We start from the raw sequence: 12,819 nt of genomic DNA on the forward strand, positions 1-12,819 counted from the left end.
CCGCCGCCAAGCGGTTCGCCTTGTTCCAGGAATCGATCTCAACGAAAAAGCCCGGCATCGCTGCCGGGCTTTTTGTTTGAGAGTTCCGCTCGATCAGTCCTCGTTCGCCTTGACCTTGACGCCGAGCGTCTTGGGCAGGTCGAGCGGGTTGGACATGGCGCCGGCCATGATCAGCGCGAACGGCACCGACGACGGCGGCTCGGCAGAGATCTCGATGCTCTTCGGATCGTCGAGGAACTTGTTGACCGCGGCCGACACCTCTGCCGTCAGCTCGGGATTGTTGAGCTGCGCCATTCCGAACGGCACGATCGCCTTGGCCTGGTTGGCGACATCCTTGCCTGACATGCCCTGCTGCTTGCCGACATAGTCGAGCACCTTGCCGGTCAGCGAATCGTCGTCGAAGCGCACCGAGGCGCCGTTGAAGGAAAGCTGCTGCAAGAGGCCGAGCATGGCCATGCCCTGCGCGGAATTATCGGCGCCCTCCGGCTGTGAGGCGAGCTGCTTCTGCATAGCCTGCATCGACTTGATGAAGTCGACCGTGTAGCCGCCGAGATCGAAGGTCATGCCGAGCGTGCCGGCATTGTCGACCGCGATATCATATTTCGACAGCTCCATCTTGCCGTCGGTGGGCTGCCAGGTGCCCGCCATCGAGACGGTGCCGGAGATGTTCTGGTAGCCGAGCGCCTCGATCGCCTCCTTCGACTTCGGGTCGTCGACCAGCGAAAGGTCGGCATTGAATTTCTCCGTGTTGGCGGTGAAGTCCATCGCCTTGCCGTCGGCCGGCGGGGTGATCTGGACGGCAAGTCCATCCATCGAGAAGGCCGTCTTGTTGCCGACCTTGACCGTCATGTTGGAGAGCTCGGCCGACTTGTACATCATCATCGAGCCGAGCGGGTCGGTACTGCCTTCGGCCGGCACCTTCATGTCATGTATGACGAAGGGGCTGAGATTGAGCGTCACGCCGTCCTTGGAGTGCTCGAAGGCCGAGGTCGAGACGGTCGCGATCTCGAAGCCGCCATTGGCCTCGGTGACGCCCTCCAGCTTCACGTCGCCGATCGGCAGCGCTTCCTTCTCGGCCGCCGGCTTGATGGAGACCCCCTGCAGCACAGCATTCGAATCGTCGCCGGAGACGCCGGTCCAGGAAATGTCGACGCCCTGGGCGGCAAGCGCTGCCTTGACGCGCTCGGCCACCGCCGGATCCGCAGCGAACGCGGCGTTGAGCGGGAGGGTCAGCAGAAAGGTCGAAAAAGCCAGTTTCTTGAGCATTGCGCGTTGAATTGTCATGGCGAGTTCCCTGTCCTGAAAAGTGTTTTGAATTCCTGTTCCGTCACCATTCCGTGACGAACGGGACGGGAGAAAGGCGTTTCCCGGCACATTTGTCGAAAACGGCGATGAAAAGCAAACCCGGCCGGCACGCTTTGCATGATGCGGTGAATTTGTCATGAAGACCGCGGCTCTCCTGCGCCGGCGCTTTGCATGCCCAAATAGGGCGCGCATGTAACAGATTGATGTTGGCCGGCGCTCCGGCTTGCAGCCGAAGCCGTTGCAGACGGGCGGCAAACTCGTATGTTCGCCTTGCCGGTTCCGTGAAATCCTTCACATCGCATTTGCGGCGAATCCGCCGACTATCAACCCGGCGCTTGCCGCGAATCACCCGCTCGGCTAGTCCAAATCCATGGGAAAAAGGCATTTGCCGCCTGAAGACAATGGCGGCGGCGACAACATCGAACCGGTCGATCTGAAGGAAGCGCTCGAGAAGCGCTACCTGGCCTACGCGCTGTCGACCATCATGCATCGGGCGCTGCCGGATGTGCGCGACGGGCTGAAGCCGGTCCATCGCCGCATCATGCATGCCATGCGGCTGCTCAGGCTCAACCCCGACCAGGGCTTTGCCAAATGCGCCCGCATCGTCGGCGAGGTGATGGGTAAGTTCCATCCGCATGGCGACCAGTCGATCTACGACGCGCTGGTGCGCCTCGCGCAGGAATTCTCGATGCGCTACCCGCTGGTCGACGGGCAGGGCAATTTCGGCAACATCGACGGCGATAACGCCGCCGCCATGCGCTACACCGAAGCGCGCATGACGGAAGTGGCGACCGAGCTGCTTGCCGGCATCACCGAGGATGCCGTCGACTTCAGGCCGACCTACAATGAGGAGGACGAGGAGCCGTCAGTTCTTCCCGGCGCCTTCCCGAACCTGCTCGCCAACGGCTCCTCCGGCATTGCCGTCGGCATGGCGACCTCGATCCCGCCGCACAATGCGGCCGAGCTTTGCGACGCCGCGCTCCACCTGATCGAGCATCCTGCCGCGCCCGTGGCGAAGTTGATGGATTTCGTCCAGGGCCCGGATTTCCCGACCGGCGGCATCATTGTCGACAGCCGCGCCTCGATCCTCGAAGCCTATGAGACGGGTCGCGGCGGTTTTCGCGTGCGCTCCAAATGGGGCCAGGAGGACCAGGGCAGGGGCACCTGGAGCATCGTCGTCACCGAAATCCCTTACGGCGTCCAGAAGGCCAGGCTGATCGAGAAGATCGCCGAGCTCTTGATGGCGCGCAAGCTGCCGCTGCTCGAAGACATCCGCGACGAGAGCGCCGAGGACATCCGCATCGTGCTGGTGCCCAAGAGCCGCACCGTCGATCCAGGCATCCTGATGGAATCGCTGTTCAAGCTCACCGAGCTCGAAAGCCGCTTCCCGCTCAACATGAACGTCCTGTCGCGCGGCAAAGTGCCGAACGTCCTGTCGCTCAAGGGAGTGCTCAAGGAGTGGCTCGACCACCGCCGCGACGTGCTGATCCGCCGGTCCAGGTATCGCCTTGGCGAGATCGAGAAGCGCCTGGAAATCCTTGCCGGCTACCTGATCGCCTATCTCAACATCGATGAGGTCATCAGGATCATCCGCGAGGAGGATGAGCCCAAGCAGGTGATGATGGCCCGCTGGTCGCTCACCGACAACCAGGCCGAAGCCATCCTCAACATGCGGCTGCGCGCCCTGCGCAAGCTCGAGGAGATCGAGATCCGCAAGGAATTCGATGGCCTCACCGAGGAGAAGAAGCAGATCGAGGCGCTGCTTGCCTCCGAAACCAAGCAATGGGCGACGATCAAGTGGGAAGTCACCAAGATCCGCGACACGTTCGGCCCCGAGACTGAGCTCGGCAGGCGCCGCACCCAGTTCGCCGACGCGCCCGAGCATGATCTCACCGACATCGCGCATGCGATGATCGAGCGCGAACCGGTCACCGTTGTCGTCTCCGAGAAGGGCTGGCTGCGCGCGATGAAGGGTCATCTGACAGACCATTCGCAGCTTGCCTTCAAGGAAGGCGACAGCCTGAAGCTCGCCTTCCATGCCCAGACCACCGACAAGATCCTGGTCTTCACCACCGGCGGCAAGTTCTACACCATCGGCGCCGACCGGCTACCGGGCGGGCGCGGCCATGGCGAGCCGATCCGCATCATCGTCGACATGGAGAACGACCAGGACATCGTCACCGCCTTCGTGCACGATCCGAATCGCAAGCTGCTGCTCGTCTCCTACGACGCCAACGGCTTTGTCGTCTCCGAGGAAGAGGTCGTCGCCAACACCCGCAAGGGCAAGCAGGTGATGAACGTCAAGGCGCCGGACGAGGCCAAGCGCTGCGTCCCGGTCGCGGGCGACCATCTCGCCATCGTCGGCGAGAACCGCAAGATGCTGGTCTTCCCGCTCGCCGAGATCCCGGAGATGGCGCGCGGCAAGGGCGTGCGCCTGCAGAAATACAAGGACGGCGGCGTGCTGGACCTGAAGACCTTCACGATTGCAGCGGGACTCACCTGGCAGGACTCCGCCGACCGCACCTTCACCAAGTCGCGTGAGGAACTGGCCGAATGGATCGGCGCCCGCGCCGCCGCCGGCCGCATGGTGCCGAAGGGGTTCCCGAGGACGGGGAAATTCGGGTAGCGCAGCCTTTTCCTTCTCACCTTGTGGGGTAAGAAGCGCTCCGCGTTAGTGGACGAAAAGCCAATTGCTTGGCTTTTCGAGCTTCGAACGCCCTGAGCCTGCGAAGGGCCGGGGGTGGCCGATCCACTTCGGCCGGGTCCCCGCTGCTCCTCAGCGTCCCGGCGTTCGCCGGCCTTTCATCGTGCCACTGGCACGATGAATTCGTCTTCGACGAACCGGCTGCTCACCCCACAAGGGGAGAAGGGAAAGTCACTATTTGGACTATCGTCACGATTGCTGCACTATGATGGTGCATAAGCACTCATCGAATTGCCGGGCAGGGGAGAAACGCCGGGTTGAAGCGGGCTGAAATCCAGAAGCCGGGGCAGCGCCTGTTCGGCCTGTCGACGCCGCTCAGGGCTGCCGTCATTCCGCCGTTGTCGGCGGCGCGCTGGCTTCTGGTGCTGATCGCCGCCGCCGGCGTCTATTTCTTCCACGGCTTCCTGTTCCCGGTGCTGGCGGCGCTCGTCATCGCCTTTGCGAGCTGGCCGCTCTACCGCAGGCTGCTCGCTGCCGTCGGCGGCAACCGCACCATCGCGGCCACGCTTGCGATCCTGTTCATCCTGACTTTCCTGGTGGTGCCGATCGCGCTCGCCGGCACCTATGCCATCAACGAGCTTCGCGAATGGGTGGTATGGGCGATCGAGACCAACCGCCACGGTTCCGTCACGCCGCAGTGGATCGCCACCATGCCGGTGGTCGGCGAATGGCTGAACGAGCAGTGGACGGCCAATCTCGGTCATCCCGGCGGCATCGGCGAACTGATCCAGATGATCAGCGGCTCCAACATCGGCACCATCTATCGTGGCGCGCTGGCCGCCGGCGGCAGCGCCTTCGGCCTGCTGCTCACGCTGTTGTTCATGCTGATCGCGCTGTTCTTCGCCTATCGCGACGGCGAGGCTTTCGCCGCGCAGGTCGATCGCCTCGGCGAGCGCATCCTGCCGACGCGATGGGAGCGGATATCGCGCGTCGTGCCGGCCACGATTTCATCGACCGTCACCGGCATGACCATCATCGCCATCGGCGAAGGCCTGGTGCTTGGCGTCGCCTATTGGCTCGCTGGCGTGCCGTCGCCGGTGACGCTCGGCGCGCTCACCGGCATCATGGCGCTGATCCCGGGCGGGGCGCCGCTCTCCTTCACGCTGGTATCGATCTATCTCGCCGCCAGCGGCAAGCTGATCGCGGGGCTGGCGCTGTTCGTCTGGGGCGCGGTCGAGCTCTTCATCGTCGACAAGACGTTGCGCCCGAAGCTGGTCGGCGGGCCGATCAAGCTGCCGTTCCTGCCGACCTTTTTCGGCCTCATCGGCGGCGTCAAGACGATGGGCTTCCTCGGCCTGTTCATCGGCCCGGTGCTGATGGCGCTCCTGGTCGCCATCTGGCGCGAATGGCTGCGCGAGGTCGAGATGATGGACGAACTCGCGCCGGCCGCAGACGAAGAGAACGGGCCGCCGCGGATCGAGGCGACGCCCGAGACCAGGAAAATTCAGGCCGGCTGACCGACCGCAAGGACAGCGCGGCGCTTGCGGCCCTTATGCAATTGCCAGAGCGAGTGGGCAACCAGCGTCACGATCAGGATCGTGCCGCCGATCAGGCTGTCGCGTGTCGGAGCTTCGGCAAAGACCAGCCAGACCCAAACCGGCGCAAGCACGGTCTCGAGCAGATAGAACATCGCCACTTCCGGCCCTGAAATGTATTTCGGGCCGGCGGCGAGGCAGAAGAACGAGATCGGCATGATCACCGCGCCGTCGAAGATGATCCACCATGGCGCTTCGACATGAAAGCTCTCGCCGGCGACCATGAATGTGGCGAGCCCCAGCGGAAAGATGACACCCGCCAGCGAGGTGAAGCCCATGTCCTTGCCGCTGGCGCGCGAAATCGTGATGGCGAGCGCGATGAAGAAGGTGGAGCTGAGCGCCATGAAGTCGCCGAACAGCTTCCCGGTGCCGACCGATCCGCCGACGATGACCAGCACGCCGATGATCATCGCGAGCATCGCGATCATCGTCGCGACGCGCGGACGCTCCTTGAGGAACAGCCAGGAGAGGAGCGCGCAGAAGACGGTGTTGAAAGCAAGGATGAAAACGAGATCCGCGGTTGTCGTGTGAAAGACCGCGGTGACGAAAGTGATGGAGGTGAGACCGTAGCAGATGGCGACCGCCACGCCCGCCCAGCCCGGAATGAGTGGCGGCGCATTGCGGCTCAAGGCGCGCCAGACAGCCCAGACGATCATCGCTACGGCGAGCGTCGTGCCGGTGCGCAACAGCAGGATCGTCCATGCGCCGCCGTCGGCGAGCCGGATCAGCGGAATGTCGACGGTCAGTACCAGTCCGCCGATGGCGGTGATCAGCAGGCCCTTCTGGTGGTCGGTACGGCTCGGCATGGAAGAATACTCGCGAAGCTAAGGGGGCGCATGTCGCCCAGCGTCGGTCCTTCCAGCCATTTGGCCGAAAGACCAGCGTCCTCCTCGTTGAAAGAGTTTAAGGATGAAAGGCGAAGCGGATCAGCGACTGACCGCTTCGTGGTCGTAGCGTTCCCAGCCTTTCGGGCCGAGATGCTCCTGCGGCATGAAGCGCATCTTATAGCTCATCTTGCGCGAGCCATTGACCCAGTAGCCGAGATAGACGTGGGGCAGTCCCATCGCCCTGGCGCGGGCGATGTGGTCGAGGATCATGAAGGTGCCGAGCGAGCGATCCTCGAAATCGGGATTGAAATAGGAATAGACCATCGACAGCCCGTCGGCCATCTTGTCGGTCAGCGCGACCGCAATCAATTCGCCCTGGCCCTTGCCGGTGATGAATGTGTCCGGGCCTCGGCGCCGGTATTCAATGATCTTGGTGTCGACATGGGTGTCCTCGACCATCATCGCATAGTCGAGCACCGTCATGTCGGACATGCCACCGCGCCGGTGGCGGGCGTCGAGATAGGTGCGGAACAGCGAATATTGCTCCGTCGACGGCTGCGCTTCATGCATGGCGCCGATCAGGTCGGCATTGCGCTGGATGACGCGGCGCATGTTGCGGCTGGCGGTGAACTCCTGCGCCAGGATTCGCACCGATACGCAGGCGCGGCAGGATTCGCAGGCCGGCCGGTAGGCGATGTTCTGGGAGCGCCGGAAGCCGCCTTGGGTCAAGAGGTCGTTCATCTCGGGCGCCTTGTCGCCGACAAGGTGCGTGAACACCTTGCGCTCGAACTGGCCCTCAAGATAGGGGCACGGCGACGGCGCGGTCAGGAAGAACTGCGGCGACTGGGTCGGATGCTGCGTCATCGATTCTTGGAAACGCTCCTGCGAATCGCCCTACCTTTGGCCCGGCCGGCGAAAAATTCAACAGGATTATGCGGCCGCGGCCGGCCCGGGCTGTTCATATTTTAGCACAAACGGCGCAGCGATGGCGGGCGCAGCCACCGTCAGGCATCGGTGCGCGTGACGACTGTGCCGAGAAGCAGGTCATGCAGGGTGCGTTTGCGATCGGAAAACAGCGTGACCAGCAGCACCAGTGGCGTCAGGATGACGTTGCCGGCCCAGAACAGTACCGAATGCACTACCGCGGTCAGGCCGTCGATGCGCGTGCCGTCGAGCCTGTCGAGCCGGATGCCCATGATCTTCATGCCGGTCGTGGCCTGGTCGCGGCTGCCAAGCGTGTTCCAGACATAAAGGATGGCAACCGCCGGCACCAGGATGGAGAACAGCGCCCAGCCGAGGCCGAAGGTCAAAAGCCCGAGCAGGGTGACCAATATGGCGAACGGAATGGTGAGCAAGGCAACGATGAAATAGTCGAGGATGAAGGCGAAGACGCGCCTGGTGCGCACGCCGCGATAGGCGCGCGTGTCCTCGAACCTTGTGGTGATGATCTCGCCGTCAAGCACGCGCGTGTTCATGTCATGCCCTCGTAACAGGCCGGACACAGGTCTCGGCCTTTCGCCACTGAAATGGTGAAAGCCGATGGCGGAATCAAGATCGGCGGCTCGCGACGCGCGGGCGGCAAGTCGTTGCGACGGTTGAATTCATGGCGCCGATGGCGTTAGCTTGCTGCGGCGCAACAAGACGCCGAGGGGATGGGGAATATGGACTACGACATGCTTGTCATCGGCAGCGGCCCCTCCGGGCGCCGCGCCGCGGTACAGTCGGCCAAGCTCGGCAAATCGGTTCTGGTGGTCGACAGGGGCCGGCGCCTCGGCGGCGTCTCGGTGCACACCGGCACCATTCCGTCCAAGACCCTGCGCGAAACGGTGCTCAACCTCTCCGGCTGGCGCGAGCGCGGCTTCTACGGGCGCGGCTACCGGGTCAAGCAGGACATCTCGGTCACCGACCTTGTCGAGCGCCTGCACAAGACGCTGGACCACGAGGTCGAGGTGCTGCAGCACCAGTTCATGCGCAATACGGTCAAGAGCGCGCGCGCTGCAGTAAAATTCCTCGGCCCCAACAGGGTCAGCCTGACCGCGGAGAATGGCGACTACAGCGAAGTCGGTTTCGCGAACGCGCTGATCGCCGTGGGCACAAGGCCGCATCGTCCGGGCGACGTGCCCTTCGACAGGAAGCGCGTTTTCGACAGCGACGAGATGCTGGAGCTCGACCGGCTGCCGCGCACGCTGACCGTCATCGGCGCCGGGGTCATCGGGGTCGAATATGCGACCATCTTTTCGGCGCTCGACGTGCCGGTGACGCTGGTCGAGCCGCGCAGCACGATCCTCGATTTCATCGACCGCGAGATCGTCGACGACTTCATCCACCAGATGCGTGACCGCGGCATGACCATTCGTCTCGGCAGCACGGTCAAGGAAATAGCCTCCAAGCCCGACTATGCCGAGGTGACGCTTGCCGACGGCCGTACCATCCGCTCCGAGATCGTGCTTTATGCCGCAGGCCGCACCGGCAATGTGGCCACCCTCGGTCTGGAGATGGTTGGCATCGAAGCCGACGGGCGAGGCCGCATCAAGGTGGATCCGCAAACGTTCCAGACCAGCGCGCCCAATATCTATGCCGCCGGCGACGTCATCGGCTTTCCGAGTCTGGCCTCGACCTCGATGGAACAGGGCAGGGTGGCCGCTTGCCACGCCTTTGGCGTGGCGCTGCCGCCGCCGCCGGAAACCTTCCCCTATGGTATCTACGCCGTGCCGGAAATCTCCACCGTCGGCCAGTCGGAAGAGCAGGTGCGCGAGAGCGGGATCGCCTATGAGGTCGGCGTGGCGCGCTTCCGCGAAACCTCGCGCGGCCACATCATGGGTGTCAACTCAGGCTTCCTGAAGCTTCTCTTTTCGGTCGAGACGCGCCGCCTGCTCGGCGCCCATATCGTCGGCGAGGGCGCCACCGAACTCATCCATATCGGCCAGGCCGTTATCAATCTCGGCGGCACGGTCGACTTCTTCGTCAACAACACCTTCAACTACCCGACGCTGGCCGAAGCCTACAAGATCGCTGGGCTCGATGCCTGGAACCGGATGGGGCAGGGATAGAGCGCTCTTTATGAAGCGCCCTGTCGCGCGTTCCGACCAGCTACCTTGGCTCAGTCAGGCGACGGCGGTAGCCGCCGCTAGCCATTGCCGCGCGATCGCGGCATCCGTGTCGCCGAATTCATGGCCCGAAGCGACGATGCGCGCGTCCACCTCGGCGCCGCGCTGGCTGAAGAGCGTCACGAGGGCCGGCGCGAAGGGGCCGTAGGTCTGGTCCGCCGCCCCGGCAATGATCAGCACCCGCGTTCCGGCAAGGTCGGTTGCCGGCGCGTCATCGAGCACCGGCATCGCCCTGAGCAGTGCCGCCTGCCGCACCAGGCCGGGATGAAGCAGCATGAGCGTGGAAACCAGATTGGCGCCGTTCGAATAACCGAGGAAGGTCGAGCGTGAGAGATCGAGCCCGTGGCGCGTGGCGGCCTCGGCCACGAATTGGGCGAAGGCGGCGGTCTCCGAGCGGATGCTCGACTGCTCGAAGCTGGTCGGCGTGATTCGCTCGAACCAGCGGAAACCGTCCTCCTGGCGGATGCGGCCACGCACCGCAATCAACACCGCGCGCGGCGCGATTTGCCTCGCCAGCGGCGCCAAGGTCGTTTCGTCCACGCCCGATCCATGCAGCACGAAAAGGCATTCGCCGCTCGCCTCTTCCGGTCGGATCAAGCGATAGGCGAAAGGCAGATCATGCTGCAGCTCGCTGTTTTTGCTGGCATGTTCAGACATGATCACATCCTTTTGATTCTACGGTGATTTCGCTGATTTGCCGGCTTCAAAACGGAATGTTTTCGAGCTCCGCGAAAGTTGATTGAACCGGGCGCATTTCAGACCGTTTCTGCGCCGATAGACTCCCGACGGGAGGAATCGAAGCGGTGCGTAGGGGGTCGCATTGCTGGAGATGAAACACCAGCTCTGAGGCCTTTTGTCGATGACCATCCCTGTTTCTCAGCGCGACATGCGTGTCCATGATCGCGACACGCGTATCAACGATCGCGACACGCGCACGAAGGAACGCGATACGCGTATCGACGTGCTGCGTGCTCTGGCTTTGCTCACCATTTTCATCGACCATGTGCCGGGCACCGTCTTCGAAAACCTGACCTACAAGAACCTCGGCTTCTCCGACGCGGCCGAGGCCTTCGTTCTGATCTCGGGCATCTCGGTGGCGCTTGCCTATGGCAGCAAGTTCAAGCCGGGCGGCAGGCTGCTGGCGACCCTGAAGATGTGGCGGCGCGCCGGCGTGCTCTATGTCACCCACATCGTCATCACCATGGCGGTGATCGCCATATTCTGCGCTGCGGCGGTGTTTGCCCATCGGCCGGAGTTGTTGAAGATGATCAACATCGAGCCGCTGATGAAGAACACGCCGGAAGTGCTGCTCGGCATCGTCACGCTTGGCCATCAGCTCGGCTACAACAACATCCTGCCGGTCTATGCCGCGCTGCTTCTGGCGGCGCCGGCCTTCGTCCTGTTTGTCAGCTACCGACCTGTGGCCGCGCTGACCGTGTCCGGCCTGCTGTGGCTGGTCGCCGGGATCTGGCAGATCGCGCCGCCGAACTATCCCGAGCCGGGCCTCTGGTTCCTCAACCCGCTGTCCTGGCAGTTCCTGTTCAACATCGGCCTCGCCGTCATGCTCCACGTCAGGCGCGGCGGCACCATCCCCGTGAACCTGTGGCTGGTGGGTTTCGCCGGCATCTATGTGGTCGGCGCGGCGATCTGGGTGCACAGCCCGCTCTGGGGTCAGATCACCTGGTTCAACCTGCCGGTGGTGATCGGCGGCTTCGACAAGACCTTCCTGTCGCTGCCGAGATTGCTGCATATCCTCGCGGTCAGCTACCTGGTCGTCGCCCTGCCGGCCGTGTCGAACCTCTTCCGCGTCAGGCCTGACAATCCGCTGGCGATCCTGGGCAAGCGTTCGCTGCCGGTGTTCATAGCCGGCACGGTAATCGCCATGGCGGCCCAGGTGCTGAAGCTGATCAATCCGGGTGGCCTGGCCTATGACACGCTGCTGATCGCGGCCGGCATCGCCATGCAGTTCGCGCTGGCGCTGTATCTCGAATGGCTCGCCGGTCTCGGCCCGGCCCGCGCCAGGCCGGCGCGCGAGGAGGCCGCGCGCGCCGCGTTCGGCCCACAGCCGGTGCCGGCGAGGGCGGGCGGGTATTGATTTCGCTCAGGCCTTCGGCGCAGGGCCGGTCGAGGCCCTGACGACGAGCTCGACGCCCATCGTCTCGCGCCGCACCGTGCCGTCATAGTCGAGGATCATACGAGCTGCCCTCCGGCCGATCTCGGTGATCGGCTGGGCGATGGTGGTCAGCGGCGGATCGCACCGTGCGCCGTCCGGTACGCCGTCGAAGCCGATGACCGAGACGTCGTCCGGGACATTCAGGCCCCGCTCGGTCAGCCAGTCGATCGCGACCATGGCCATCCGGTCCGACATCGCCAGGATCGCGGTGGGCGGCTCCGCGCCGGCGAAGATCGTTTCGAGACCGGCTTTGGTGCTCGTCTCCTCGTTGCCGGTCTCGTAGACCGGCACCCTGTTCGTATCGATGCCGAAGCGCGAGAGCTCCTCGAAATAGCCAGCAAGCCGGTCGCGCGTTGCGGTGTAGAGCGCCGTCCCGAGCCGCTCGGGCGTTACAAGACCGGTGCTGTCGTCAACGAAAGGCAGCGACAGAACGGCGAAACGGCGATGCCCAAGGTTGCCGAGATGACGCGCAGCCAACCTGGAGCCGGCGACGTTGTCGATGCCGATCATCGAGATGGTGTCGTCATCGAAGCCGATCGCGAGCGCAACGAAGGGGAGCCTGCGTTCGCGCGTCAGCTCGACGAGGCGAGGGCCGCCCTCGATGCAGAACAGGATGAAGCCGTCGACCAAGGCGCTCTGGATGTTCCAAGCGAGTTTTTCGTCATTCTGAGCCGATACCAATGCAATTCCAGCACCGGTGGCGTCGCATGCCTGCGAGATGCCGGCCATCATCACACAGGCAAAAGGATCCTCGAAGAAATAGGAGAGGGGCTCGGTGGTGCAAACGCCGATGGCGTTGACCTTGCCGGCGCGCAGCAGGCGGCCCTTGGGGTCGGGGCCGGCATAACCCATCGCCTCAGCCACCGCCTTGACCCTTTCGCGCACCTCGGCGCGCACGATCTCCGGGCGGCTGAAGACATTGGAGGCTGTGCCATGCGAGACGCCGGCGGCCTTGGCGATGTCTGCCAGCCGGATCGGCCTTGTCTGACCTTCGAGGACTGATGCCATGCCTGTTCTCCGAATCCGGTCACATGACGAACATGGACGCGGAATACCTGCCGGTCCACTTAGCATTTTTGTTGGATCGATTCAAATTTCTGCTTGACTCGACGTGCGTGAGGCTTATGATTTGAATCGATCCAAGTTGCTTTTTGGCGAGTTGGAGCAA

The 12,819-nt window shown here is 63.6% G+C and carries 11 protein-coding genes; 4 read left to right on the forward strand and 7 right to left on the reverse strand.

Translation table 11 applies throughout. The annotated features are described in order from the left end of the window. Positions 1–93: 93 nt before the first annotated feature. Together EN853_RS13845 and EN853_RS34365 are read right to left on the reverse strand one after the other, a co-directional pair. Positions 94–1,284 (reverse strand): hypothetical protein, encoded by a 1,191-nt coding sequence (locus EN853_RS13845; RefSeq protein ID WP_127860323.1) that lies wholly within the window; start codon positions 1,282–1,284, stop codon positions 94–96. Positions 1,285–1,327: 43 nt separating this feature from the next. After that, on the reverse strand, positions 1,328–1,690 hold the full coding sequence (locus EN853_RS34365; protein WP_127860324.1) for a hypothetical protein: 363 nt from the start codon (positions 1,688–1,690) through the stop codon (positions 1,328–1,330). Between EN853_RS34365 and parC the strand changes: the two genes are divergently transcribed. Together parC and EN853_RS13855 are read left to right on the forward strand one after the other, a co-directional pair. Continuing rightward, on the forward strand, positions 1,676–3,931 hold the full coding sequence (gene parC, locus EN853_RS13850; protein ID WP_127860325.1) for a DNA topoisomerase IV subunit A: 2,256 nt from the start codon (positions 1,676–1,678) through the stop codon (positions 3,929–3,931). The two genes, EN853_RS34365 and parC, sit on opposite strands and share 15 nt — an antisense overlap. Before the next feature lie 335 nt (positions 3,932–4,266). After that, positions 4,267–5,466 (forward strand): AI-2E family transporter, encoded by a 1,200-nt coding sequence (locus EN853_RS13855; protein WP_127860326.1) that lies wholly within the window; start codon positions 4,267–4,269, stop codon positions 5,464–5,466. Here the strand turns inward: EN853_RS13855 and EN853_RS13860 are convergent. From EN853_RS13860 to EN853_RS13870, 3 genes are all read right to left on the reverse strand, one after another. Next, positions 5,454–6,350 (reverse strand): DMT family transporter, encoded by an 897-nt coding sequence (locus EN853_RS13860; RefSeq protein ID WP_127860327.1) that lies wholly within the window; start codon positions 6,348–6,350, stop codon positions 5,454–5,456. The two genes, EN853_RS13855 and EN853_RS13860, sit on opposite strands and share 13 nt — an antisense overlap. Positions 6,351–6,470: 120 nt before the next feature. Further along, positions 6,471–7,235 carry an arginyltransferase gene (locus EN853_RS13865; protein WP_127860328.1) on the reverse strand — a complete coding sequence of 255 codons (765 nt, stop codon included), beginning with the start codon at positions 7,233–7,235 and terminating at the stop codon, positions 6,471–6,473. Positions 7,236–7,375: 140 nt separating this feature from the next. Beyond that, the gene (locus tag EN853_RS13870; RefSeq protein WP_127860329.1) at positions 7,376–7,846 is read right to left on the reverse strand and encodes an RDD family protein; all 471 of its coding nucleotides are present in this window, start codon (positions 7,844–7,846) and stop codon (positions 7,376–7,378) included. A 186-nt stretch (positions 7,847–8,032) separates the two neighbouring features. On the opposite strand from EN853_RS13870, the gene sthA reads away from it, so the two are divergent. Continuing rightward, a complete protein-coding gene (sthA, locus tag EN853_RS13875; protein ID WP_127860330.1) occupies positions 8,033–9,421 on the forward strand; it encodes a Si-specific NAD(P)(+) transhydrogenase in 1,389 nt (462 codons plus the stop codon). Between the two features lie 54 nt (positions 9,422–9,475). Here the strand turns inward: sthA and EN853_RS13880 are convergent, their stop codons facing one another. Further along, positions 9,476–10,135, reverse strand: coding sequence for an alpha/beta hydrolase (locus EN853_RS13880; protein ID WP_127860331.1), 660 nt, complete (start codon positions 10,133–10,135; stop codon positions 9,476–9,478). A gap of 202 nt (positions 10,136–10,337) precedes the next feature. On the opposite strand from EN853_RS13880, the gene opgC reads away from it, so the two are divergent. Then, a complete protein-coding gene (opgC, locus tag EN853_RS13885) occupies positions 10,338–11,573 on the forward strand; it encodes an OpgC domain-containing protein (protein ID WP_127860332.1) in 1,236 nt (411 codons plus the stop codon). A 6-nt stretch (positions 11,574–11,579) separates the two neighbouring features. Here opgC and EN853_RS13890 read toward each other — a convergent pair whose 3' ends face one another. After that, entirely contained in the window at positions 11,580–12,659 is a 1,080-nt protein-coding gene (locus EN853_RS13890) for a substrate-binding domain-containing protein (RefSeq protein ID WP_127860333.1), read from the reverse strand. Between the last annotated feature and the right edge of the window lie 160 nt (positions 12,660–12,819).

This window comes from Mesorhizobium sp. M1C.F.Ca.ET.210.01.1.1 (assembly GCF_004791585.1).
In the GTDB taxonomy this organism is placed as follows: domain Bacteria; phylum Pseudomonadota; class Alphaproteobacteria; order Rhizobiales; family Rhizobiaceae; genus Mesorhizobium.

Bases quoted from the DNA above. Each gene is read 5' to 3' on its own strand.
- EN853_RS13845 (WP_127860323.1), bottom strand. From the start codon at position 1,284: ATGACAATTCAACGCGCAATGCTCAAGAAACTGGCTTTTTCGACCTTT.
- parC (WP_127860325.1), top strand. From the start codon at position 1,676: ATGGGAAAAAGGCATTTGCCGCCTGAAGACAATGGCGGCGGCGACAAC.
- EN853_RS34365 (WP_127860324.1), bottom strand. From the start codon at position 1,690: ATGCCTTTTTCCCATGGATTTGGACTAGCCGAGCGGGTGATTCGCGGC.
- EN853_RS13860 (WP_127860327.1), bottom strand. From the start codon at position 6,350: ATGCCGAGCCGTACCGACCACCAGAAGGGCCTGCTGATCACCGCCATC.
- EN853_RS13865 (WP_127860328.1), bottom strand. From the start codon at position 7,235: ATGACGCAGCATCCGACCCAGTCGCCGCAGTTCTTCCTGACCGCGCCG.
- EN853_RS13870 (WP_127860329.1), bottom strand. From the start codon at position 7,846: ATGAACACGCGCGTGCTTGACGGCGAGATCATCACCACAAGGTTCGAG.
- sthA (WP_127860330.1), top strand. From the start codon at position 8,033: ATGGACTACGACATGCTTGTCATCGGCAGCGGCCCCTCCGGGCGCCGC.
- EN853_RS13880 (WP_127860331.1), bottom strand. From the start codon at position 10,135: ATGTCTGAACATGCCAGCAAAAACAGCGAGCTGCAGCATGATCTGCCT.
- opgC (WP_127860332.1), top strand. From the start codon at position 10,338: ATGACCATCCCTGTTTCTCAGCGCGACATGCGTGTCCATGATCGCGAC.
- EN853_RS13890 (WP_127860333.1), bottom strand. From the start codon at position 12,659: ATGGCATCAGTCCTCGAAGGTCAGACAAGGCCGATCCGGCTGGCAGAC.